Below are 23104 nucleotides of genomic sequence, written 5' to 3'. Positions count from 1 at the left end.
CCCTGGAGGCCAGCGTGCGAGGGCTCGCCGTCGAGCTCGGGCCCGCCGGGGTGCGCGTCAACGCGGTCGCCGCCGGCCCCCTGCGCACCCCGGCCGCCGGCGCCGTGCCCGGGCTCGACGCGCTCGCCGCCAGCTGGCAGGACAGGGCGCCCCTGGGCTGGGACCCCGACGACGCCGAGCCCGTGGCCCGCACGGTGGTCTCGCTCCTGTCCGACTGGCTGCCCGCCACCACCGGCCAGGTCCTGCGCGCCGACGGCGGGATGGGCGTCCTGGGCGCCTGAGCCCCGCGGGCGCCCAGGACGCACCGACGCCGGTGGGCCGCCCAGCCCCCCCCCGGGCGGGAGCGGTGGCCGGCGCACCCGCGTGCCGTATCGTGTCCGCCGTGACGACACCCGCCCCCGCCGGCCCCACGGCGCGCACTCTCGTTCTCGTCAGGCACTCCAAGGCCTCGCACGACGCCCTCACCGACCTCGAGCGGCCCCTGACACCCCGGGGCCGGGACATGGCCGACGACCTCGCCCGGGACCTCCACCTCGCCGTCGGGGACGCCGACCTCCTGCTCGTGTCACCCGCCGCCCGAGCCCGCCAGAGCGCCCAGCCTCTCCAGCAGCGCCTGAGCCCGGCCGAGACGCGCGTGGAGCCGGCGATCTACCACGAGGGGCCCTCCGGGATCCTGTCCCTCGTCACCGCGCTCGACGACGAGGTCCGCACCGTCGTCGTCGTGGGCCACGAGCCCACCGTCTCGGTGCTGGCCCACATGCTCCACGACACTGATGACGCCCTGGCCTCGCAGGTGTCCTTCGGCGTGCCCACGGCCACGGCCCTCATCCTCCAGGTGCCCACCTCCTGGACGGGGCTCGGCCCGCGCAGCGCCCACCTGGGACGCGTCCTCACCGCAGCCCGCTGACGAGGGCACCCGCTGACGCGGCCGGCCCGGGCGACCGGCCGGACCCCTGCCGGCCCTCAGCCGAGCAGGTCGAGCACGGCCCGCAGGTCCCGCACGTGCACCGCGGCCGGAGCCCGCTCCACCACCACCGGCTTGGCGCAGAAGGCCACGCCCAGGCCCGCCGCGCCGATCATCCCCAGGTCGTTCGCGCCGTCGCCCACCGCCACCGTGCGCCCCATCGGCACGCCGTCGGCCTCGGCCCAGGCGCGCAGGCGACGCACCTTCTCCTCACGGTCCACCACGCGCCCCAGCACCCGGCCGCTCAGCGCGCCGTCGGCCACCTCAAGGCGGTTGGCCGCCACGTGGTCGATCCCCAGGCCCGCCGCCAGCGGCACGACGACCTCCTCGAAGCCGCCGGAGACGACGCCGACGCGGCAGCCGCGCGCGTGCAGCGCCTCGACGAGCTCACGGGCCCCGGGGGTCAGACGGACCTCGGCCAGCACCTCGGCGAGGACCTGCTCCGGCACTCCGGCGAGGGTCGCCACCCGCTCGCGCAGCGACTGGGAGAAGTCAAGCTCGCCGCGCATGGCGCGCGCCGTGACCTCGGCGACCTGCTCGCGGGTCCCGGCGCGCTCGGCGATGAGCTCGATGACCTCCTGCTCGATGAGCGTGGAGTCCACGTCCATCACCAGCAGGCCCGGGCCCTCGGCGGCCAGGGCCCCCGTGGCGCGGGCGCCGCTGACCCGGGGGGAGGGGGCGGGGGAAAGGGCGTCGCTCATGGGACGGATGGTATCGGCTGGGCGCGAGGGACCCCGGGACCCGCGCACGGCGGCGGTCCCGGGGTCCCCCTCGTCCTCGCGGCGGGCCGGAGGGCCGCCGGGGCGGGGTCAGCGGGTGACGACCTGCCCCTTGGCGACGACGGTGATGCCGGACTCGGTCACCGTGAAGCCGCGCTCGCGGTCGTGCTCGTGGTCGAGACCCACCATGGCGCCCTCCTCGACGACGACGTACTTGTCGAGGATCGCGCGCGAGACCACCGTGTTGCGGCCGACGTTGACCCCGTCCATGAGGACGGACTCGCGCACGCTGGACCAGGAGTTGACGCGCACGCCGGGGGAGAGCACCGAGGAGATGACCTCGCCGCCGGAGACGATGACGCCCGGGGAGACGATGGAGTCGACGGCGTGGCCCAGGCGCTCGTGGTAGCCGTAGACGAACTTCGCCGGGGGCATGGCGTTGGTGTACCCGGCGAACAGCGGCCAGCGGTCGTTGTACAGGTTGAAGACGGGGCTGACACTGATGAGGTCCTGGTGGGCCTCGTAGAAGGCGTCGACCGTGCCCACGTCACGCCAGTAGTCGCGGTCGCGCTCGGTGGCGCCCGGCACGTCGTTGTCCTTGAAGTCGTAGACGCCGGCGGCGCCCTTGCTGACGAACCAGGGGACGATGTTGCCGCCCATGTCGTGCTTGGAGGACTCGTCCGCGGCGTCGACCGTCACGGCCTCCAGCAGGGCGTCGGCGTCCATGATGTAGTTGCCCATCGAGGCCAGGACCTCGTCGGGGGAGTCCGGCAGGCCGGGCGTGTCCTTCGGCTTCTCGACGAAGGCCTTGATCCGGCCGGGGTCGGTCGGGTCGGTCTCGATGACGCCGAACTGGTCCGCGAGGGAGCGCGGCTGGCGGATGCCGGCGACGGTCAGCGGCAGGCCGGAGGCGATATGGTGCTCCAGCATCTGCGAGAAGTCCATGCGGTAGATGTTGTCCGCGCCCGTGATGACGACGTAGTCGGGGCGCTCGTCGTCCAGGAGGTTGAGGGACTGGTAGATCGCGTCCGCCGAGCCCAGGAACCAGTGCTTGCCCACGCGCTGCTGCGCGGGCACGGGGGCGATGTAGTTGCCCAGCATGTCGGACATGCGCCAGGTCTTGGAGATGTGGCGGTCCAGGGAGTGGGACTTGTACTGGGTGAGCACGACCACCTTGAGGAAGCCCGAGTTGATCATGTTCGACAGCGAGAAGTCGATGAGCCGGTAGATGCCCCCGAAGGGGACGGCGGGCTTGGCCCGGTCGACCGTCAGGGGCATGAGGCGCTTGCCTTCACCACCGGCGAGGATGATTGCGAGGACACGAGGGGAAGCCATGGCCCCAGGTTAGGGGAGGCGTCCCCGGTGCGTGAGCAAACCGCGCGGACAGATATGGGCTTTCGGCGGCGGGGACGGCCCGGGAGCCGGAAACCGCCCCCGAGCCCGGGGCGAACCGATAGCGTCAGCACTGGCCGCGGGTGTCCCGCCCGAGCGGCCGAACCGGACCGGGCCCCGCCGGAGCCGGCACCTTCGAGCGAGGAGCACCAGACCATGAGGGTTGACCTGCTGACCAAGGAGTACCCGCCCTTCATCTACGGTGGCGCGGGAGTACACGTCAACGAGCTGGCGAAGGTCCTGCGCAAGCACGCCGACGTGCGCGTCCACGCCTTCGGCGGGCCCCGTGAGGACGCTGAGGAGGGCGTGACCGGCTACTCGGACCTGCCCGAGCTCGCCGGGGCCAACGCCGCCCTGCAGACCCTCGGCGTCGACCTCCAGATGGTGCCCGGCGTCGCCGGTGCGGACATCGTCCACTCCCACACCTGGTACGCCAACATGGCCGGTCACCTCGCCGGGCTCCTGCACGGCGTCCCGCACGTCGTCTCCGCCCACTCGCTGGAGCCCATGCGCCCCTGGAAGGCGGAGCAGCTCGGCGGCGGCTACGCCCTGTCCTCCTGGGCCGAGCGGCAGGCCTACGAGGGGGCCTCCGCCATCATCGCGGTGTCGAACGGGATGCGTGCGGACATCCTGCGCTCCTACCCGGCCGTCGACCCCGAGCGCGTCAAAGTGGTCCACAACGGCATCGACCTGGAGGACTGGGCCCGCCCCGAGGACGCCGGTTTCGAGGCCCTGACCCTGGACGTGCAGGAGCGCTTCGGCATCGACCCGCAGCGCCCGACGGTCGTCTTCGTCGGCCGTGTCACCCGTCAGAAGGGCCTGCCGCACCTGCTGCGCGCCGTGGAGATGCTGCCCGCCGAGGTGCAGGTCATCCTGTGCGCCGGCGCCCCGGACACGAAGGAGATCAAGGCGGAGGTGGACGCCGCCGTCGCCGCGCTGCAGGCGCAGCGCACGGGCGTGGTCCTCATCGAGGAGATGCTCCCGCACCGCGAGCTCCAGGCGGTGCTGGCCTCCTCGGACGTCTTCGTGTGCCCGTCGGTCTACGAGCCGCTGGGCATCGTCAACCTCGAGGCGATGGCCATGGGGCTGCCCGTGGTGGGCTCGGCCACGGGGGGCATCCCGGACGTCATCGTCGACGGCGAGACCGGCTACCTCGTCCCCCTGGAGCAGCTGCAGGACGGCACCGGCACCCCGATCCACCCCGAGTCCTTCGCCTCCGACCTGGCTGCGCGCCTGACCGACCTCGTGACCGACGAGGGCAGGGCCAGGCGGATGGGTGCCGCCGCCCGCGCCCGCGTGGAGGAGCACTTCTCGTGGTCCGCGATCGCCGAGCGGACCATGGAGGTCTACCGGTGGGCGCTGGACAACCAGCGCTGAGGACTGTGCGACACGGCGCCGCCGTCCCGGAGGGGGCGGCGCCGTCGCGCGCGCGGGACTGCCGGGCGGTCCGGCGGCGGCCCTGGCCCGGGGAGCGCGCCGTCGTGCGCGGGGCTTGCCGCGCACGGGGTGTGACACTAGACTCATAATGCCTACCGACCGGTGTGTCGGTATGGCGGGTGGAGAACCGGCGCCCGCCTCGACCCACCGACGAGACCAGTGCGATGACGCGCGAGGAGACACCGCTGACCACACCCTTCGAGCAGTCCGTCCAGGCCGTGCGCGACGGCGCCGACCCCCTCGACGAGGCCGCCCGCCTCTACGACCGGCTCACCGACGACGAGAGGCTCGGCCTCCTCGACGGCGACACCCCCTTCTACGAGCTCATGGCCTCCATGGTCAACGGCTACAACGCCGTCCCCTACGTCCACGGGCAGGTCGAGCGCCTGGGCGTCCCCGGCACGCGCTTCGTCGACGGCCCCCGCGGCTGCGTCACCGGCAAGGGGCCAGGGGACCGCCTTCCCCGTCTCCATGGCCCGCGGCGCCACCTGGGACACCGCCCTGGAGGAGCGGGTGGGGGACGCCATCGGCACCGAGGTGCGCGCCGTGGGCGGCAGCTTCTTCGGCGGCGTGTGCATCAACCTGCCCCGCCACCCCGCCTGGGGCCGCATCCAGGAGACCTACTCCGAGGACACCTGCCTCCTGGGCGAGATGGGCGCGGCCCTCACCCGGGGCGTCCAGCGCCACGCCATGGCATGCGCCAAGCACTACGCCCTGAACTCGATGGAGAACAAGCGCTTCGAGGTGGACGTCACCATTGACGAGGCCAGCCTCCACGAGCAGTACCTGCCCCACTTCAAGCGCGCCGTCGACGAGGGCGTCGCCGCCATCATGAGCGCCTACAACTCCGTCAACGGCGAGTGGGCCGGCCGGAACAAGGCGCTGCTCCACGACGTCCTGCGCGAGCAGTGGGGGTGGGAGGGCGTCACCGTCTCCGACTTCATCTGGGGCCTGCGCGACGCCGCCACCTCCCTCAACAACGGCCTCGACCTCGAGGAGCCCGCCTCCCAGCTGCGCGCCCGCGACCTCGCCGCTCAGCTCGAGGCCGGGCAGACGGGCTGGGACATGGTCCGCCGCGCCGGCCTGCGGCTCATCACCGCACAGCTGCGCTCCTACGCCACCCGTGACGAGGTGCCCGAGGACCCGGCCCTGCTCGCCTCGCCCGAGCACCGGGCCCTGGCCCGCGAGGTCGCCGGGCGCGCCATGACCCTGCTGCGCAACGAGCCCGTCGGCCCCGCTCCCGTCCTGCCGCTGAGCGCCGACCTCGCCACCATCGCCGTCATCGGGCGCCTGGCCACCGCCGAGGACATGGGTGACGCCGGCTCCTCCAACGTCCACCCGCCGAGCCACACCACCCCGCTCGAGGGCATCAGGGCCGCCTGGCCGCAGGCCCGGGTCGTCCACGTCGGGGACGACGACCCCGTGGCCGCCGCCGAGGCGGACGTCGCCGTCGTCGTCGCCGGCTTCGACCTCGCCGCCGTCATGAGCGCCGCGGTGGGCGACGCACCCGCCGAGGAGTCCGGCTCCTCCCTCGTGCTCATGACCGAGGCGGGCGCCGGCGGCGACCGCACCCACCTGGGCCTGCGCCCCGTCGACGAGGACGTCATCCGCGCCGTCGCCGCGGCCAACCCGCGCACCGTCGTCGCCCTCGTCGGCGCCGGCACCATCATGACGGAGAGCTGGCGCCAGGACGTCCCGGCCGTGCTCATGATGTGGTACGCCGGCATGGAGGGCGGCCACGCCCTGGCCGACGTCCTGTCCGGCGCCGTCAACCCCTCCGGCCGCCTGCCCTTCTCCGTGCCCACCAGCGAGGAGCACCTGCCGGCCTTCGACCGGGACGCCACCGCTGTCACCTACGACCGCTACCACGGCCAGCGCCTGCTCGACCGTCTCGGTGTCGAGGCCGCCTACCCGCTGGGCTGGGGACTGTCCTACACCACCTACCGGCTCGTCGGCGCCGAGGTCACCGGCTCCGACGGCGAGGGCGCCGAGCGCGTGCTGACCGTGCGGGTCACCGTGGCCAACGACGGCGAGCGCGATGGCATCCAGGTGGTCCAGGCCTACGGCCGCGGGGGAGCCCACGCTGACGAGACCCAGCTGCTCGGCTTCGCCACTGTCGAGGTGCCCGCCGGGGGCAGGGCCGACGTCGAGGTCCCGGTGCGCCTGACCCAGCTCGGCTCCTGGGACCCGGGTGCGCGGCGCATCGTCCTGGCCGACGGGCCCGTCGAGCTCGAGGTCGGCTTCCACGCCCACGACCCGGCCGCCGTGACGCTCAGCCTGTGAGCCGAGGGGCGCCGCCGAGGCTATGCTGCGGGGCGCGGTGACGAGCACGTCGCCGCGCCCCGCAGCGCCCTCGCGGGGCCCACGACGACAGGAGCGGGACGTGAGCCAGCGCACCCGTATGGACGCACGCGACCGGGCCGACCAGATCGTCGCCCACGCCACCGAGCTCATCGCGGACAAGGGCTACTTCGGCTTCTCCGTGGGCGAGCTCGCCCAGCGCTGCGGGCTGTCCAACGCCGGGCTCATCCACCACATCGGCTCCAAGGAGCGCGCCCTCCAGATGGTCCTGGAGACGCGTGACCGCCGTGACATGGCGGCGCTCGGGTGCGCGGCCCCGGAGGGCTCCGGGCCCGGTCAGCCCCTCGGCCTCCTCACCGCCGCCACCGGGGCCGCCCCGCCCGCGGACGCCGGGGCCGCCGTCCTGCACCGGCTGGTCGCCCACAACGCCACCCAGCCCACCATCATCCGCCTCTACGCCATCCTGCGCGCCGAGGCGCTGAGCGAGGACCACCCCTCCTACGACTACTTCCGCCAGCGCGACGCCCAGGCCGTCGCGGCCTTCGAGCAGCTGCTCACCGGGGCGGTGAGGGACCCGCGCACGACGGCGAGGGCCACGCTGGCCCTCATGGGCGGGATCGAGGAGCAGTGGCTGCGCGAGCCCGAGCAGGTCGACCTGGTCGCGACCTGGGACGCGGCCTACGCCGCCCTCATCGCCGGCAGCCGCTGAGCCGGCCCCCACTCACCCCTGACGCGGGCCCCAGGTCTCCGTGGCGGCCGCCACCCCGTGGCGCGCCACCGCGCCCAGGCGCCGCAGCACCCGGCTGCGCGCCAGGCCCTGGGAGGCGGTGGCCGCCGCCCCGTCGTCGGCCAGCGCCAGCTCGCAGATGCCCGACAGGCGCAGTGAGCGCTCCAGCAGGTCCCGCCGGCGCGCGTCCAGCCAGGGCGGCAGGAGCCCGGGGTCCAGGACGGCCGTCACCAGGTCCGTGAGCACCTCGGCCAGATCCGGGCGCTCACGGGCCAGGTCCAGCGCCACCAGCGCCTCAATGGCCTCCTCGGTGGCACGGTGGACGTCGCGGCGCGCCTGCGAGGCGTCGAAGGGGGCGGGGGAGGAGCCCAGCACGTGCGCCGCCCAGGTCACGCTCGTGCCCGAGGCGCGGGGCACCAGCAGGACGCTGCGGCCCTCGAGGGACGAGCCCGCGCCGCCCTCGAGCAGGACCGCCTCGCCCTCCTCGAGCGCCAGCGCCAGACCCGGCACCGGGTCCGCGGGCGAGGGCAGCACGGCCGCGCACCGGTGCAGCGGGCGCGCCGCCTCCAGCCACGCGGGCAGCCCCACCGCCGTCGTTCCGCCGCCGGCCCCGTCCCAGCCCGAGGCCGTGGAGGCAGCAAGACCCACGGAGCCCGGGGAGCCTGTGGGGACAGGGACGACGTCGTGGGCGCCGTCGGGCCCCTGCACCAGGGCGGTGCCGACGGAGGAGGGCACGGGTGCCCACAGCGCGAGCAGGACGCTGACCGGCAGGTCGAGGAGGGGCATGGGCCGGACCCTACCGACCCCCCGCGGCCACGGGCACCACTGCCCGTCACGGCACGGCGCGGGAGTAGGACTCAGGTCACCCCGGCACGCTAGGGTGGCGCCATGACCAGCGTGCTGCGCCTCGACGACGTCTCCCTCCACCGGGGGACCAAGCAGATCCTCTCCCACGTGAGCTGGAGCGTCGACGAGGGCCAGCACTGGGTCGTCCTCGGCCCCAACGGGGCGGGCAAGACCACCGTCTCCCGCCTCGCCTCGGCCCGGCTCTTCCCCTCCTCCGGGACGGTCGACGTCCTCGGTGAGCGCATGGGCCGCGTCGACATCTCCGAGCTCCACCCGCGCATCGGCCTGTGCTCCTTCGCCCTGGCCCAGAACGTGCTGGCCTCCGAGACGGTCCTGAGCATCGTCCTGTCCGCCTCCTACGGACGCATCGGGGTCTGGCGCGAGGAGTACGACGACTTCGACGTCGAGCGCGCCCGCGCCCTGCTCGGTGCCCTGGGGGCCGGCGCTCTGGCCGAGCGCACCTGGGGGAGCCTGTCCTCCGGGGAGCGCAAGCGCGTCGAGATCGCCCGCGCCCTCATGCCCGACCCGGAGCTGCTCGTCCTCGACGAGCCCGCCTCCGGCCTCGACGTCGCCGGGCGCGAGCTCCTGCTGGCGGCCCTGAGCGAGATCATCGCCGCCCCCGGCTCGCCGTCGATGCTGCTCGTCACCCACCACCTCGAGGAGGTCCCCGTCGGCTTCACCCACGCCCTCGCCCTGCGCGACGGGCGCGTCCAGGGCTGCGGGACCCTCACCGAGGTCCTCAACGCCCCCACGATGTCCGCCACCTTCGGCCTGCCGCTGGAGGTCGCCCTCGAGCGCGGCCGCTACACCGCGCGGGGCGCCCACCCCGGCCCCGGAGCCCCTGCGGCCACCTGACCCCCGCACCCACAGACAGGAGAACACCCATGGCATGGCTCTGGTGGCTCGGAGGAGCCCTCGTCCTCGCCGTCGTCGAGACGCTCAGCGCGGACCTCACCTTCATCATGATCGCCGGAGGGGCTCTGGGCGGTGCGGCCGCCGCCGGCCTCGGCGCGAGCCTGACCGTCCAGGTCATCGTCTTCTCCGTCGTGTCCGTCCTGCTCCTGTTCCTCGTGCGGCCCTGGGCCAAGGCCCAGCTCGCGCGGCGCACCCCCCACATGCTCACCAACGTCGAGGCCAAGCTCGGCCGCGAGGCCACCGCCCTGACCGCCGTCGACGTCCACGGCGGCCGGGTGCTCCTGGCCGGGGAGGAGTGGAGCGCCCGCCTCGCCGAGCCGCAGCCCGGCGCCCCCGCGCCCCGGGCCGTCCCGGCCGGCGCCCACGTGCGCATCGTCTCGGTCGACGGCGCCGTCGCCGTCGTGCGGCCCGAGTGACCCAGGGCCGCACCCACCTCAGCTGACCACCACCCCACCACTGAAAGGAGCCCGGTGGACACCGCAACGGGCCTCGGAATGGCCACCCTCATCGTCCTCATCCTCATCGCGCTGTTCGTCATCGTCGCGATCTTCAAGGCTGTGCGGATCGTCCCGCAGTCCTACGCGATCATCGTCGAGCGCCTGGGCAAGTTCCAGGCCGAGTACGGCGCCGGCATGCACTTCCTCGTGCCCTTCATCGACCGGGTGCGCACCATGGTGGACCTGCGCGAGCAGGTCGTCTCCTTCCCGCCCCAGCCGGTCATCACCTCCGACAACCTCGTGGTGTCCATCGACTCGGTCATCTACTACCAGGTGACCGACCCCAAGCGCGCCACCTACGAGATCGCCAACTACCTCCAGGCCATCGAGCAGCTGACCGTCACCACGCTGCGCAACGTCATCGGCGCCATGGACCTCGAGCAGACGCTCACCAGCCGCGACCAGATCAACGGCCAGCTGCGCGGCGTCCTCGACCAGGCGACCGGCCGCTGGGGCATCCGCGTGAGCAACGTCGAGCTCAAGTCCATCGACCCGCCCGCCTCCATCCAGGGCGCCATGGAGCAGCAGATGCGCGCCGAGCGCGACCGCCGCGCCGCCATCCTCACCGCCGAGGGCGTCAAGCAGTCCCAGATCCTCACCGCCGAGGGTGACAAGCAGTCCGCCATCCTGCGTGCCGAGGGCCAGGCCCAGTCCGCGATCCTCAAGGCCCAGGGTGAGTCCCGCGCCATCCTCCAGGTCTTCGACGCCATCCACCGCGGCAACGCCGACCCGAAGCTGCTGGCCTACCAGTACCTGCAGACCCTGCCGAAGATCGCCAACGGCACCTCCTCCAAGATGTGGATCGTGCCCACCGAGTTCACCGCCGCCCTCGACGGCATCGCGGGGGCGCTCGGCGGCAAGGGCTCGACCGCCCCCGGCTCCGGCGCCTTCTCGGCGGACTCCGACGAGCCCGTGAGCGTGGACATGTCCGGCCTGGGGGACCTGTCGCTGACCTCCGAGCTCGCCTCCACCAACCTGGCCGCCCCCGAGGAGGCCCTGGCCGAGGCCAAGGGCGAGGCCGAGACCGCCTCGAGCGTCGCCGAGCAGAACACCTCGGAGGCGACGACGACGCTGCCGGCGCGCGGCGTGCACGCCGCCCCGGCCCAGGGCGCCCCGACGGCGGACGGGCTGCCCCCGGTGGTGCCCCCGGCCGGCGCCTGACCGGTGCCCGGGACGTGTGAGACGCGTCCCAGAACCCTCCAGACGACGGGGAGACACAGGAATCGTTCAGCGAACGGTCCTAGTCTCCCCGTCGTGCTGTTTAAGACCCTGCGTCATTACCTGAGGCCGTACCGGGTCCCGCTGCTCGCGGTCCTCGTCCTCAAGGTGGCCGAGACGATCGCCGTCCTCACCCTGCCGACCCTCAACGCCTCCATCATCAACGAGGGCGTCGTCGCCGGGGACACGGACCGGATCTGGAGCCTGGGCGGCCTCATGCTCGCCGTCACCGTCGTCCAGGGCGTCGCCGCCGTCCTGGCCACCTACCTCGCCTCCAAGGCCGCCATGGGGCTGGGCCGCCAGATGCGCCGGGACATCTTCACCCACGTCCAGCGCTTCAACCTCGAGGAGGTCTCCCGCTTCGGGGCGCCCTCCCTCATCACCCGCTCCACCAACGACATCCAGCAGATCCAGATGCTGGTGTTCATGGTCTGCGCCATGATGCTCATGGCCCCGATCATGCTCGTCGGCGGCACCGTCATGGCGCTGCGTGTGGACGTGCCCCTGTCCAGCCTCCTGCTCGTCCTCATCCCGCTGCTGCTCGTCGTCGTCGGGACCCTCATGACCCGCCTCCTGCCGCACTTCAAGGTGATGCAGTCGCGCATCGACCGCGTCAACCTCGTCATGCGCGAGCAGATCCAGGGCGTGCGCGTCATCCGCGCCTTCGTGCGCCAGGACGAGCGCCGACGCGTCTTCGACGAGGCCAACGACTCCCTCACCGCCACCTCGCTGTCCATCGGGCGCCTCTTCGCCCTGCTCATGCCCGCCGTCCAGGTCATCATGAACCTGTCCGTCATCGGCGTGTACTGGTTCGGAAGCCAGCGCGTGACCAGCGGTGGCATGGAGATCGGTGACCTCACCGCCTTCGTCAACTACATCATGCAGATCCTCTTCTCCGTGATGATCGCCATCATGCTCGTCATGCAGCTGCCGCGCGCCCAGGTGGCCGCCGAGCGCTACCAGGACGTCATGGCCGTCGAGCCCGCCATCACCGCGCCCAGCGCGCCGGTGCACCTGCCCGCCCCGACCGGCTCGACGGTCGGGCCCAGGGGCCGCGAGGTCCGCCTCGAGCACGTGACCTTCCGCTACCCCGGGGCCGAGGCCGCGGTCCTCAGCGACGTCGACGTCGTCATGCGCCCCGGACAGACCACCGCCTTCATCGGCTCCACCGGCTCCGGCAAGACGACCCTCATCAACCTCATTCCGCGCCTGCTCGACGTCACCGAGGGACGGGTGACGGTCGACGGCGTCGACGTGCGAGACCTCGACCCGCGCGAGCTGCGCAGCGCCGTCGCCACCGTCCCCCAGAAGGCCTTCCTCTTCTCCGGCACCGTGCGCAGCACCCTGCAGCACGGAAAGAAGGGCGCCGCCGACACCGAGATCTGGGACGCCCTCGAGGCCGCCCAGGCCTCCGGCTTCGTCCAGGACCTCGACGACGGCCTCGACCACGAGGTCGACCAGGGCGGGGTCAACTTCTCCGGCGGCCAGCGCCAGCGCCTGGCCATCGCCCGCGCCCTCGTGCGCGACGCCGGCGTCTACATCTTCGACGACTCCTTCTCCGCCCTCGACTACGCCACCGACGCGCGCCTGCGCGCCGGGCTGCCCGACGCCACCGGTGGCGCCACCCTCGTCGTCGTCGCCCAGCGAGTCGCCTCCATCCGCAACGCCGAGCAGATCGTCGTCCTCGACGAGGGCCGCGTCGTCGGCACCGGCACCCACGAGGAGCTCATGAGCACCTGCCCCACCTACTCCGAGATCGTCCTGTCCCAGATCAGCGAGCAGGAGGCGGCATGAGCCACGGACCCGGCCCCCGCGGCCCCCAGCAGAAGGCCGCCGACTTCCGCGGCACGTGGAGGCGCCTGCTCGGCGAGCTGCGCCCCGAGCGAGCCCGGATCACCCTCGTCGTCATCCTCACGACCATCGCGGTCGTCCTCAACGTCGTCGCCCCCAAGATCCTCGCCCACGCCATGAACATCCTCTTCGAGGGGATCATCGGCACCGTCCTGGGCAACGCGGGCCTGCCCGCCGGTCTCAGCGGGGACGCGCTGGCCCAGGCGCTCAGCGCCGGGGGCATGAGCGAGTACGCGGACATGGTCTCCGCCTACGACGTCGTCGTCGGCCAGGGCATCGACACCCACGCCCTGCTCGTCGTCCTCGCCCAGGTGCTCGCCGTCTACCTGCTCTCCGCCCTGTTCATGTGGACGCAGGGCTACGTGCTGGCCGGCGTCGTCCAGCGCACCGGCCAGCGCATGCGCGCCGAGGTCGAGGCCAAGCTCAACCGGGTGCCCCTGTCGTACCTCGACACTGGCTCGCGCGGCGACATCCTCTCGCGCGTGACCAACGACGTCGACAACATCACCCAGTCGCTCCAGCAGACCCTCTCGCAGGCGCTGAGCTCCATCATCTCCGTCATCGGCGTCCTGGCCATGATGGTGACGATCTCCGTGCAGCTCTCGCTCGTCACCCTCGCCATGGTGCCGCTCGCCCTGGTCATCACCCTGCTCATCGCCCGGCGCGCGCAGCCCCACTTCACCCAGCAGTGGGACGCCACCGGCAAGGTCACGGGCGTGGTCGAGGAGGCCTTCACCGGGCACGAGGCCGTCACCCTGTTCAGCTCGGAGGAGGAGTTCACCCGCCTGTTCGACGAGGAGAACACCCGCCTCTACGACGGGTCCTACAAGGCCCAGTGGGTCTCCGGCACCATCCAGCCGGCCATGCGCGTGGTCTCCAACCTCAGCTTCGTCATCGTCGCCGTCATCGGCGGTGTGCGCGTGACCAGCGGGACGATGACCCTGGGCGACGTCCAGGCCTTCATCCAGTACACGCAGCAGTTCACCCAGCCCATCACCCAGATCGCCTCCATGGCCAACCTCCTGCAGTCCGGCGCCGCCAGCGCCGAGCGGCTGTTCGAGATCATGGACGCGCCCGAGGAGGGCGAGGCCGACGCCCCGGCGCAGCTGCCCGAGCGCGTGACCGGCAGGGTCGTCTTCGACCACGTGCGCTTCTCCTACAGCCCCGGTACCGAGCTCATCACGGACCTCAGCCTCACCGTGGAGCCCGGCCAGACGGTGGCCATCGTCGGTCCCACCGGCGCCGGTAAGACAACGATGGTCAACCTCCTGCTGCGCTTCTACGACCCCCAGTCCGGCAGGATCACGCTCGACGGCGTCGACACTCGCGATCTCAGCCGCGACCGGCTGCGCGAGCAGATCGGCATGGTCCTGCAGGACACGTGGCTCTTCGAGGGCACGATCCGCGAGAACATCGCCTTCGGCTCCGCCGGGGCCTGCGAGGACCAGGTGCTGGCCGCCGCCCGCGCCGCCAGCGTCGACCACATCGTCCAGGCCCTGCCCAAGGGCTACGACACGGTCATCGACGACTCCGGCTCCGGCGTGTCCGCCGGTGAGAAGCAGCTCATCACGATCGCCCGCGCCTTCCTGGCCGACCGCCAGATCCTCGTCCTGGACGAGGCGACGAGCTCGGTGGACACCCGCACCGAGCTGCTGGTCCAGAAGGCGATGGTCGGCCTGCGCCAGGGACGCACCTCCTTCGTCATCGCCCACCGCCTGTCCACCATCCGTGACGCGGACATCATCCTCGTGATGGAGCACGGCGACATCGTCGAGCAGGGCAGCCACGACGAGCTCATCGCCGCCCAGGGCGCCTACTACCGGCTCTACCAGAGCCAGTTCAGCGGCCCGGCCGGCCAGGACGAGCCCGCCGTCGTCCAGGACCCGCTGCTCAGGGCCCTCGGCCGCACGCAGCGGCACCACTCGTGATCATCCGCCTCAGCACCCGCGAGGAGCTGGACGACCCGGCCCTGGGCCACCTCCTGGCCGACTACACGAGCCTGACCGACGTCGCCCTGCGCCGTCGCCTGGAGACCGAGCGCGGCCTGTACATGGCCGAGTCCTCCAAGGTGATCGAGCGGGCCCTGTGGGCCGGGCACGAGCCGCGCTCCTTCCTCATGGCCGAGCGCTGGTACGAGCAGCTGCGCGAGCTCATCGCCTCGGCCACCGGCACCGGCGGCAGGCACGACGGCGGGGACGTGCCCGTCATCCTCGCCCCCGAGGAGGTCCTGGAACGGATCACGGGCTTCCACCTGCACCGCGGGGCCCTGGCAGCCATGAACCGGCCGGCGCTGGCGGGCGTGGCCGAGCTGCTGGCCTCGGCGCGCGGCGGGCTGGGCGCGCGCCGCGTCGCGGTCCTGGAGGACCTGGTGGACCACACGAATGTCGGTGCCGCCTTCCGCAGCGCCGCCGCCCTGAGCGTCGACGCCGTGCTCGTGACCCCGCAGTGCGCGGACCCGCTCTACCGGCGCAGCGTGCGCGTGTCGATGGGCACGGTGTTCCAGGTGCCGTGGACGCGCCTCGAGCGCTGGCCCGCGCTGGACGAGCTCCACGACGCCGGGTGGACGGTGGCGGCCATGGCGCTGAGCGACAGCGCGGTGAGTCTGGACGCGTTCTCGGCCTCACCGGCCTGCACCGCACCGGGCTCCAGGGTCGCGGTCGTGCTGGGCACGGAGGGCGACGGGCTCAGGGCCCGCACGGTGGCGGCGGCGGACGTGGTGGTGCGTATCCCCATGGCCGGGGGCGTGGACTCGCTCAACGTGGCCGCGGCGGCTGCCGTCGCCTTCTGGGAGCTGCGGGTGCGCGACTGAGAGGTCGAGGCCGAGCGCGGCGTCACTCAGGACCAAGAGACGGGGGCGGTATCCGGCAGGGCTGCCGGATACCGCCCCCACCGTGTCCCTCAGGCGGTGACGTGTGCTCAGGCGGTCACGCGCAGGAGCAGGTCGCCCGCGGCGACCTCGCCGTCGGCGGCGGCCTCCACCGAGGCGAAGGCCGCGGTGTTGGTCACGAGCACCGGGGTGGTGAGCGCGTAGCCGGCGGCCTCGACGGTGGCGCGGTCGACGCGCACGAGCTCCTGCCCGGCCTCGACCCGGTCGCCCTGGGCGACCTTGATGTCGAAGCCCTCGCCGCCGAGGTTGACGGTGTCGATGCCCACGTGGATGAGGACCTCGATCCCGTTGTCGAGGGTGAGCCCGTAGGCGTGGCCGGAGGACGGCGCGACGACCACGGTGCCGGCCGCAGGGGCCGTGACGACGATGGTCTGGCCCACGGGCTCGACGGCCGCGCCGTTGCCGAGGGCACCGGAGGAGAAGACCGGGTCCGCGACCTCGGCCAGGGCCAGGACACGACCGGCCAGCGGGGCGACGACGTCGGTGACGCTGCCGGCGGCAGGGGCCGCGGCGGGCGCGGGGGTGCCGGCCTGCGCCGCGCTGGAGGAGGAGCCGGTGCTGGCCTGGGCGGCCATGTCAGCGGCGGTCTCGGCCGGGTCCGCCTGGACCGCGCCGCCCGCGACGACGCCGGCGGCGGCCAGGGCGGCCGCGTCCTGGGCCTTGTCCTCCTCGGTGCGGTAGTCCGTGAGGAGGAGGATGAGGAAGGACGTCGTGAAGGCCGCGAGCACGGCCAGGGCGTACAGCCCCATGGGGGAGAAGACCGGGATGGTGAGCAGCGAGGTGAAGGCGAAGGTGGAGGCGTTGACGCCGCCGCCGATGCCGACAACGAGGCCGCCGACGACGCAGCCGACGAGCATGCGCGGGTAGACGCGCTTGTAGCGCAGGTGGATGCCGTACAGGCTCGGCTCGGAGATGCCGCCGAAGAGGCCGGCGAACAGGGCGCCGGAGGCGGTCTGCCTCATGACGGAGTTGCGGTTGCGGATCGCGATGACGAGGACCGCGGCGGTGGCGCCGAAGCAGGCGAAGTTCCAGGCGCCCATGGGGCCCTGGATGAAGTCGTAGCCCAGGGTGTCGATGTTGGCGAGCATGAGGGCGTTGAGCGGCCAGTGCAGGCCCAGCGGCACGAGGAAGGGGTAGATGATCGGGATGAGGATCGCGAAGACGATGGGGGCGGAGGTGTTGAGCCAGGCGAGCGCCGAGCCGAGGCCGGAGCCGACCCAGATGCCCAGGGGGCCGATGAGGAAACCGGTGACCGGCATCATGATGATGAAGGACAGGAAGGGCACGAAGACCATCTGGAGGTTGTCCGGGATGACCTTGGCCAGCGCCTTGTAGACCAGGGCGAGGATCGCCACCATCATGAGGGGCACGAAGACCTGGCCACCGTAGTCGGCCAGCTGCATCGGCAGGCCGAAGACGCTCGCCGTGCACGACTGGGTCCCGAGGACCTCGTTGGTGGTGCACGTGACGCCGGAGGTCTTGTCCGGGTTGGCCAGGTCGATGAAGTTCGGCGTGAGGAAGGCCGCCATGACGGCGGCGCCGACCCACGGGTCGATCTTGAGCTTCTTGGAGGCGTTGTAGGCCACCATGATCGGCAGGAAGTAGAAGACGGAGCGGAACATCGCGTCGGTGAAGACGAGCCAGGCGGGCTTGACGGCGGCGCGCGTGTCGATGAAGCCGAGGGCCTCGAGGACGGCCTCGAGGGCGATGATGATGGAGGTGCCCAGCAGCCACGGGCAGCAGGGGCCGGAAGGAGTCGGACAGGTACTCGAAGAAGGCGTCCACCCAGGCGTTCTTGCCGCGGGCCCGGGCGCGTGCGGCGGCCTTGACGTCGGCGTCGCTGAGGGCGGCGGCCCCGCCCTTCATGGCGGGCAGCGAGGTGATCTGCTCGTAGACGCTCTGCACGGCCCCGCCGATGATGATCTGGTAGCGGTCCCCGGACTGGGGGACGGCGCCCATGACACCGGGGATGGCCTCGACGACGGCCTTGTCGACCACGGAGGCGTCGTGGAGCTCGAAGCGCAGCCGGGTGGCGCAGTGGGTGAGGCTGGAGATGTTCCCGGGGCCGCCGACGGCCTCGAGGATCGCTTCTGGTACTGACGTGGTTGTCGTCATCGTGAACCTTTCGCAGGCCTGCGTGCGGTGGCGTCGGCGCGGCCGGGGCCTCGGGGCGTCAAGGACGCGCAGGGTGTGGGGATCACCGTCAGCGCGCTGACGGTCTCACGAGGGTAGCGCAGGGCCCGGGCTCCACAGGAGGGGCCGGCGGCAGGGGGTGCGCTCGTGCCTGGGGAGGGCCTCGCGAGCACAGGGGAAGGTGGTCTCAGCCGGGCGACACGACTGCCCGTCACCTAAGGAGGAGGGCCTGTGAGCACGACGACGACCCTGAGCGCGAGCACCACCCCGACGGCGCAGGGAGAGGAGGCGAGCCACGAGCGCGGCCTGTACGGGCCCCGGGGATGGACCGTGAGCGTGGGCGTGTGGGACGTCCTGGACGCCTGCCACGACGAGATGCGCTCCACCACGGTGCCCGCCGCCTTCGGGCGGGGCCCCACCGGCCTCATCGAGGACGGTGAGCCCGTGGACGACTACACGCCCTTCCACGACCTGGGCCCGGACGGTGCCCGCCGCCTGCTGGAGGTCCTGCCCGCGGCCCAGCTCGAGGACCGCCAGAACCTCTCGCCCACCCTGGGCTCGATGCTGCGCGCCTGCGTGCGCTCACGGGGCCGTGTGAGGCTGTCCGGCTACGGGATCGGGCCGCAGCGCCCCGACGAGAGGGTCACGGTCGAGGCCCTGTGGGTCCAGGACCCCGACCTGCTCGACCTCGAGGTCCACGAGGAGCACGACGACGGCTGCCGCTGCCGTGAGCTGTGGGACACGGTGCGTCGTCGCTACGACCTGGACGCCCAGGGCCTGCCCGACGAGATGCGCGTGTGCCGACGCCTGTGGACCCGTGGGGAGCCGGGCACCTGGCTCTGGTGGGACTGAGGGCGGGAGCGCCGGGGACTCCGGGGGAGGCGGTGTGACCGATGCCCGGTGCCCGGGCGGCGGGCCCCGGGCCGGGCGGCGGCAGCTGGCCCGTAGCATGACGGACGTGATCAACGTCCAGGACCTCACCATGCGCATCGGCGCCCGCCAGCTCGTCGCCGGCGCGAGCTACCGCGTCGACAAGGGGATGCGCATCGGCCTGGTCGGGCGCAACGGCGCCGGCAAGACCACCATGACCAAGCTCCTGGCCGCCCAGTCCGTCGTCCAGGGCACGAGCCAGGCGGTCGCCGACGCCGATGAGACCCACGGCCTGCAGGCCGTCGAGCACGAGGGCACCATCAGCTGCAACGGCTCGGTCGGCTACCTACCCCAGGACACCAAGGTCGGCGACCTCGAGGAGGTCGCCCGTGACCGCATCCTGTCCGCCCGCGGCATCGACGCGCTGCTGGCCCGCATCCGCAAGGCCGAGGAGCGCATCTCCACGACCCAGGGCGACGCCATGGCCAAGGCCCTGGACCGCTACACCCGCCTGGACCACGAGTTCACCATGGCCGGGGGGTACGCGGCCGCCAGCGAGGCCGCCCGCATCGCGGCCGCCCTCGGCCTGCCCGACCGCGTGCTCAACCAGCCCATCGGCACCCTGTCGGGCGGCCAGCGCCGCCGCGTCGAGCTGGCGCGCGTGCTCTTCCAGCAGCCGGACACCCTCCTGCTCGACGAGCCCACCAACCACCTCGACCACGACTCCGTGCTGTGGCTGCGCGACCACCTGCGCACCTACGCCGGCGGCTTCATCGTCATCTCCCACGATGTCGAGCTCCTGCGCGACACCGTCAACCAGATCATGTACCTCGACGCCAACCGGGGCGTCCTGGACGTCTACCACCTGGGCTGGGACGCCTACCTCCGCCAGCGCGCCGAGGACGAGGCGCGCCGCCGCAAGGAGCGCGCCAACGCGGAGAAGAAGGCGGCGGCGCTGCGCGCCCAGGGCGAGAAGATGCGGGCCAAGGCCACCAAGGCCGTCGCCGCGCAGCAGATGCTGCGCCGGGCCGAGCGCCTTCTCGAGGGCCTGGACGAGCAGCGCGCGGCCGAGAAGGTCGCCCACCTGCGCTTCCCAGACCCCGCCCCCTGCGGCAAGACCCCTCTGAGGGCCTCGCGCCTGAGCAAGGCCTACGGCTCCCTCGAGGTCTTCTCCGGCGTGGACCTGGCCATCGACCGCGGCAGCCGCGTCGTCGTCCTGGGCCTCAACGGCGCGGGCAAGACGACGATGCTGCGCATCCTCGCCGGCGTCGAGACCCCCGACTCCGGTGAGGTCGTGCCCGGTCACGGGCTCAAGATCGGCTACTACGCCCAGGAGCACGAGACCATCGACACCGACCGCACGGTCGTGGAGAACCTGCGCAGCGCCGCGCCGGACATGGACGACACCCAGGTGCGCAGCGTGCTGGGCTCCTTCCTGTTCTCCGGCGCCGACGCCGACAAGCCCGCCCGCGTGCTCTCCGGTGGGGAGAAGACCCGCCTGGCGCTCGCGATCCTCGTGGTCTCCAGCGCCAACGTCCTCCTGCTGGACGAGCCGACGAACAACCTCGACCCGGCCAGCCGTGAGGAGATCCTGCGCGCGCTGGGCACCTTCGAGGGCGCCGTCGTCCTCGTGACCCACGACGAGGGGGCCGTTGAGGCCCTTGAGCCGGACCGTGTCCTGCTCCTTCCCGACGGCGACGAGGACCTGTGGGGCGAGGAGTACCTTGAGTTCGTCACCCTCGCCTGAGGGACCCGGGCGCCGCACCCGGCGGCGCCGTCCCCGCTCGGTGAGTGCCGCCACAACGGTGCCGGGCGGGGATGGACGTAGGCTGACGGGGAACAACCTGTCCGACCTGGGTGTTGGAGCCCGCGCAACCGCACCCCGGGCCCGGCTGGCCCACGAACGAGGAGACTCACATGGCTGAGACCACCCTGACAGACCAGACGACGGCCGTCCCCGAGCACGAGGTGCTCCTCACCGAGGCCGCCGCCGCCAAGGTCGCCGCCCTGCTCACCCAGGAGGGCCGGGACGACCTGCGTCTGCGCGTGGCGGTCCAGCCTGGGGGCTGCTCCGGCCTGGTCTACCAGCTCTACTTCGACGAGCGCCTGCTCGACGGCGACGCCGTGCGCTCCTTCGAGACCGGCTCCGAGGAGATGGCCGCCGTCGAGGTGGTCGTCGACCGCATGAGCGTGCCGTACCTGTCCGGCGCGACCATCGACTTCGCGGACTCCATCGAGAAGCAGGGCTTCACCATCGACAACCCGAACGCCTCGGGCTCCTGCGCCTGCGGCGAGTCCTTCCACTGAGGGGCGCGAGGTCCGGCCCGCCCGGACCTCACCACGGCCGCTGTGCCCGTGCGCACGGCGGCCGTCGCACGCCTCGTCCGCCACACGCCCAGACAGCCCGCCAAGGAGACCATGTTGCGCCGTCACCACCTCGCCCTGAGCGCCCTCGTGCTCACGTCCAGCCTCGTCCTCGCCGCCTGCGGCTCCTCCGAGGGGGGAGACGCGACGGCCTCCGCGACGCCGAGCGCCACGACCTCGGGCGTGGCCACCAACGTGGTCTGCTCCGACCTCACCGTCGACGAGTCCTCCACCGCCCTGCCGACGCTCGCCGGTGAGGCGGGTACCACCCCGACGCCCACGTGGACGGGTGAGGCCGCCCCCACCAACCTCACGGTCGCCACCCTCGAGGAGGGCGACGGCCCGACGGTCACGGAGTCCGACTTCATCAGCGTGTCCTACGCGGGCTGGAAGTGGGACAGCGACGCGACCTTCGACTCCTCCTACGACCGCGCCAAGCCGACGACCTTCAGCCTGCAGGGCGTCATCACCGGGTGGCGCTGCGGCCTGGCCGGTCACAAGGTGGGCGACAGGGTGCTCATGAGCGTGCCCTCCCAGTACGCCTACGGCGAGACCTCGACCAACGGCAGCCCGACCGGTCCTCTCGTCTTCGTCGTCGAGATCAAGGCCATCGGCACCACCGCCGGCGCGACCGTCGAGGGGGAGCAGGCCCTGGCCGACCGCGGCGTCACGGTGACCGGCGAGCTCGGCGCCGCCGCGTCGGTCAGCGTGAGTGAGGGCGCCGCCGAGCCCACGCAGACGGAGGTCATCGTCCTGGCCCGGGGGACGGGCGCCGCCATCACCGCCGAGGACACGATCGGCCTCAACATGGCCTTCACCTCCTGGGACGGCTCGGTCAGCCAGTCCTCCTGGGAGCAGGCGAGCCCGCAGTACGTGACGATGGCTCAGGCCCCGGGCCTGAGCGGGCTCGTCGGGGTCCCGGCGGGCTCGCGGGTGGTCGTCCTCATGCCCGCGGGCACGGGCTCCTCGGGTGAGGCCGTCCCCGCCTTCGCCTACGTCCTGGACATCGCCGCGATCCTCTGACACGTGCTCGCGCCGCGGCCCTGACGGGTCCGACCAGTCTCGATGTCGACGCGCCCCGGCCACCCGTGGAGGGTGGCCGGGGCGCTGTGCTGAGGCCGTCCGGCTGTGAGGGGCGGCCCGGGGACGGTTGCGGCCCGGACCGGCTCCGCTCAGCGGACGATGAGGCCCGGGGCCTGGGTCCTCGCGGCGGCCAGGCGCTCGGAGACGTCCTGCCAGTTGGCGATGTTCCAGATGGCCTTGACGTAGTCGGCCTTGACGTTGAGGTAGTCGAGGTAGAAGGCGTGCTCCCACATGTCGACCTGGAACAGCGGGATGGTTCCGACCGGGACGTTGTCCTGCTGGTTGAGGAGCTGGAAGGTCACGAGCCTGCCGGAGACGGAGTCCCAGGCGAGGACGGACCAGCCGGAGCCCTGGATGCCCAGCGCGTTGGCGGTGAACTGGGCCTGGAGCTTCTCGAAGGAGCCGAAGGAGTCCTTGATGGCCTCGGCGAGCTCGCCCTCGGGCCGGCCGCCGCCGTTGGGGGAGAGGTTCTTCCAGAAGATCGAGTGGTTGATGTGGCCGCCGAGGTTGAAGGAGAGGTTCTTCTCGAGGAGGTTGATGGCGGCGTGGTCGCCGGACTCGCGGGCGGCCTCGAGCTGCTCGAGGGCGGCGTTGGCGCCGGCGACGTAGGCGGCGTGGTGCTTGTCGTGGTGGAGCTCCATGATCTTGGCGGAGACGTGGGGCTCGAGGGCGGCGTAGTCGTAGGGGAGCTCGGGAAGCGTGTACACGGCCAAGTGCGGGTGCCTTTCGTGCTGGCCGGGAGGCCCGGCGCGTCGACGACGGCTCATAGTGAGAACCGAGGTCCTGGACATCATTGATCGTATCCTCTGATCTAAGGCTTCGCCAGGGGGACCGCTGTGATTACACTGACGGCGCAGCGCCAGCCGCGCCCCACCCGGACGATCCCGGACGACGACCGGC

General features: G+C 72.5%; 19 protein-coding genes and 2 pseudogenes. 16 read left to right on the top strand and 5 right to left on the bottom strand.

The genetic code is table 11. The annotated features are described in order from the left end of the window. Together H6X67_RS05530 and H6X67_RS05525 are read left to right on the top strand one after the other, a co-directional pair. A partial coding sequence (locus tag H6X67_RS05530; RefSeq protein WP_249435470.1) for an SDR family oxidoreductase occupies window positions 1-281 on the top strand: 281 nt, incomplete at its 5' end. 101 nt (window positions 282-382) lie between these two features. Further along, window positions 383-907 (top strand): SixA phosphatase family protein, encoded by a 525-nt coding sequence (locus tag H6X67_RS05525; protein ID WP_249367190.1) that lies wholly within the window; start codon window positions 383-385, stop codon window positions 905-907. A gap of 56 nt (window positions 908-963) precedes the next feature. On the opposite strand, the gene serB is transcribed toward H6X67_RS05525, so the two are convergent. Together serB and H6X67_RS05515 are read right to left on the bottom strand one after the other, a co-directional pair. Next, window positions 964-1665, bottom strand: coding sequence for a phosphoserine phosphatase SerB (gene serB, locus H6X67_RS05520; RefSeq protein WP_249367191.1), 702 nt, complete (start codon window positions 1663-1665; stop codon window positions 964-966). Between the two features lie 108 nt (window positions 1666-1773). Continuing rightward, window positions 1774-3018, bottom strand: coding sequence for a glucose-1-phosphate adenylyltransferase (locus tag H6X67_RS05515; RefSeq protein ID WP_249367192.1), 1245 nt, complete (start codon window positions 3016-3018; stop codon window positions 1774-1776). A 213-nt stretch (window positions 3019-3231) separates the two neighbouring features. Here H6X67_RS05515 and glgA point away from each other — a divergent pair, with 213 nt between their 5' ends. From glgA to H6X67_RS05500, 4 genes and pseudogenes are all read left to right on the top strand, one after another. Further along, window positions 3232-4452: a glycogen synthase gene (gene glgA / locus H6X67_RS05510; protein WP_249367193.1), complete on the top strand. Its 1221-nt coding sequence runs from the start codon at window positions 3232-3234 to the stop codon at window positions 4450-4452. Between the two features lie 516 nt (window positions 4453-4968). Then, window positions 4969-5445 (top strand): annotated as a pseudogene (locus H6X67_RS11845) (glycoside hydrolase family 3 protein); the annotation flags it as partial. Window positions 5446-5577: 132 nt separating this feature from the next. After that, window positions 5578-6795, top strand: coding sequence for a glycoside hydrolase family 3 C-terminal domain-containing protein (locus tag H6X67_RS11840; protein WP_311765873.1), 1218 nt, complete (start codon window positions 5578-5580; stop codon window positions 6793-6795). A 100-nt stretch (window positions 6796-6895) separates the two neighbouring features. Further along, complete coding sequence (locus H6X67_RS05500) at window positions 6896-7522, top strand: TetR/AcrR family transcriptional regulator (protein WP_249367195.1); 627 nt, start codon at window positions 6896-6898, stop codon at window positions 7520-7522. A 12-nt stretch (window positions 7523-7534) separates the two neighbouring features. On the opposite strand, the gene H6X67_RS05495 is transcribed toward H6X67_RS05500, so the two are convergent. Then, on the bottom strand, window positions 7535-8326 hold the full coding sequence (locus tag H6X67_RS05495; protein ID WP_249367196.1) for an Rv1486c family protein: 792 nt from the start codon (window positions 8324-8326) through the stop codon (window positions 7535-7537). A 102-nt stretch (window positions 8327-8428) separates the two neighbouring features. Here H6X67_RS05495 and H6X67_RS05490 point away from each other — a divergent pair, with 102 nt between their 5' ends. From H6X67_RS05490 to H6X67_RS05465, 6 genes are all read left to right on the top strand, one after another. Next, the gene (locus tag H6X67_RS05490; protein WP_249367197.1) at window positions 8429-9241 is read left to right on the top strand and encodes an ABC transporter ATP-binding protein; all 813 of its coding nucleotides are present in this window, start codon (window positions 8429-8431) and stop codon (window positions 9239-9241) included. A gap of 29 nt (window positions 9242-9270) precedes the next feature. Further along, window positions 9271-9717, top strand: a complete 447-nt coding sequence (locus tag H6X67_RS05485; RefSeq protein WP_249367198.1) for an NfeD family protein — start codon at window positions 9271-9273, stop codon at window positions 9715-9717. 78 nt (window positions 9718-9795) lie between these two features. Continuing rightward, window positions 9796-10959, top strand: a complete 1164-nt coding sequence (locus H6X67_RS05480; RefSeq protein ID WP_249367231.1) for an SPFH domain-containing protein — start codon at window positions 9796-9798, stop codon at window positions 10957-10959. 93 nt (window positions 10960-11052) lie between these two features. Further along, window positions 11053-12810, top strand: a complete 1758-nt coding sequence (locus H6X67_RS05475; protein WP_249367199.1) for an ABC transporter ATP-binding protein — start codon at window positions 11053-11055, stop codon at window positions 12808-12810. Further along, a complete protein-coding gene (locus H6X67_RS05470) occupies window positions 12807-14795 on the top strand; it encodes an ABC transporter ATP-binding protein (protein WP_249367200.1) in 1989 nt (662 codons plus the stop codon). The genes H6X67_RS05475 and H6X67_RS05470 overlap by 4 nt, the downstream gene beginning before the upstream one ends. After that, window positions 14792-15676: a TrmH family RNA methyltransferase gene (locus tag H6X67_RS05465; RefSeq protein WP_396121344.1), complete on the top strand. Its 885-nt coding sequence runs from the start codon at window positions 14792-14794 to the stop codon at window positions 15674-15676. The genes H6X67_RS05470 and H6X67_RS05465 overlap by 4 nt, the downstream gene beginning before the upstream one ends. A 107-nt stretch (window positions 15677-15783) precedes the next feature. Here the strand turns inward: H6X67_RS05465 and H6X67_RS05460 are convergent. Beyond that, window positions 15784-17869, bottom strand: a pseudogene (locus H6X67_RS05460) (glucose PTS transporter subunit IIA). 249 nt (window positions 17870-18118) lie between these two features. Here H6X67_RS05460 and H6X67_RS05455 point away from each other — a divergent pair. The 4 genes from H6X67_RS05455 to H6X67_RS05440 all read left to right on the top strand — a co-directional run bounded on the left by H6X67_RS05455 (window position 18119) and on the right by H6X67_RS05440 (window position 22144). After that, window positions 18119-18739, top strand: coding sequence for a hypothetical protein (locus H6X67_RS05455; RefSeq protein WP_249367201.1), 621 nt, complete (start codon window positions 18119-18121; stop codon window positions 18737-18739). A 106-nt stretch (window positions 18740-18845) separates the two neighbouring features. Next, entirely contained in the window at window positions 18846-20504 is a 1659-nt protein-coding gene (locus H6X67_RS05450) for an ABC-F family ATP-binding cassette domain-containing protein (RefSeq protein ID WP_249367202.1), read from the top strand. Between the two features lie 170 nt (window positions 20505-20674). Further along, window positions 20675-21064 carry a HesB/IscA family protein gene (locus H6X67_RS05445; protein ID WP_249367203.1) on the top strand — a complete coding sequence of 130 codons (390 nt, stop codon included), beginning with the start codon at window positions 20675-20677 and terminating at the stop codon, window positions 21062-21064. A gap of 111 nt (window positions 21065-21175) precedes the next feature. Beyond that, window positions 21176-22144 carry an FKBP-type peptidyl-prolyl cis-trans isomerase gene (locus tag H6X67_RS05440; protein WP_249367204.1) on the top strand — a complete coding sequence of 323 codons (969 nt, stop codon included), beginning with the start codon at window positions 21176-21178 and terminating at the stop codon, window positions 22142-22144. Window positions 22145-22293: 149 nt separating this feature from the next. Here the strand turns inward: H6X67_RS05440 and H6X67_RS05435 are convergent, their stop codons facing one another. Continuing rightward, window positions 22294-22917: a superoxide dismutase gene (locus tag H6X67_RS05435; protein ID WP_249367205.1), complete on the bottom strand. Its 624-nt coding sequence runs from the start codon at window positions 22915-22917 to the stop codon at window positions 22294-22296. Between the last annotated feature and the right edge of the window lie 187 nt (window positions 22918-23104).

Origin of the sequence: Actinomyces sp. AC-20-1 (assembly GCF_023369555.1) — a bacterium.
Classification (GTDB): Bacteria; Actinomycetota; Actinomycetes; order Actinomycetales; family Actinomycetaceae; genus Actinomyces.
Note: the sequence above shows the minus strand (reverse complement) of the source record. Positions and strands in the feature narration are given on the sequence as shown.

Excerpts from the sequence above, each read along its gene's own strand:
- serB (WP_249367191.1), bottom strand. The coding sequence starts at position 1,665 with ATGAGCGACGCCCTTTCCCCCGCCCCCTCCCCCCGGGTCAGCGGCGCC.
- H6X67_RS05515 (WP_249367192.1), bottom strand. The coding sequence starts at position 3,018 with ATGGCTTCCCCTCGTGTCCTCGCAATCATCCTCGCCGGTGGTGAAGGC.
- glgA (WP_249367193.1), top strand. The coding sequence starts at position 3,232 with ATGAGGGTTGACCTGCTGACCAAGGAGTACCCGCCCTTCATCTACGGT.
- H6X67_RS11840 (WP_311765873.1), top strand. The coding sequence starts at position 5,578 with ATGGTCCGCCGCGCCGGCCTGCGGCTCATCACCGCACAGCTGCGCTCC.
- H6X67_RS05495 (WP_249367196.1), bottom strand. The coding sequence starts at position 8,326 with ATGCCCCTCCTCGACCTGCCGGTCAGCGTCCTGCTCGCGCTGTGGGCA.
- H6X67_RS05490 (WP_249367197.1), top strand. The coding sequence starts at position 8,429 with ATGACCAGCGTGCTGCGCCTCGACGACGTCTCCCTCCACCGGGGGACC.
- H6X67_RS05485 (WP_249367198.1), top strand. The coding sequence starts at position 9,271 with ATGGCATGGCTCTGGTGGCTCGGAGGAGCCCTCGTCCTCGCCGTCGTC.
- H6X67_RS05480 (WP_249367231.1), top strand. The coding sequence starts at position 9,796 with ATGGCCACCCTCATCGTCCTCATCCTCATCGCGCTGTTCGTCATCGTC.
- H6X67_RS05470 (WP_249367200.1), top strand. The coding sequence starts at position 12,807 with ATGAGCCACGGACCCGGCCCCCGCGGCCCCCAGCAGAAGGCCGCCGAC.
- H6X67_RS05445 (WP_249367203.1), top strand. The coding sequence starts at position 20,675 with ATGGCTGAGACCACCCTGACAGACCAGACGACGGCCGTCCCCGAGCAC.
- H6X67_RS05440 (WP_249367204.1), top strand. The coding sequence starts at position 21,176 with ATGTTGCGCCGTCACCACCTCGCCCTGAGCGCCCTCGTGCTCACGTCC.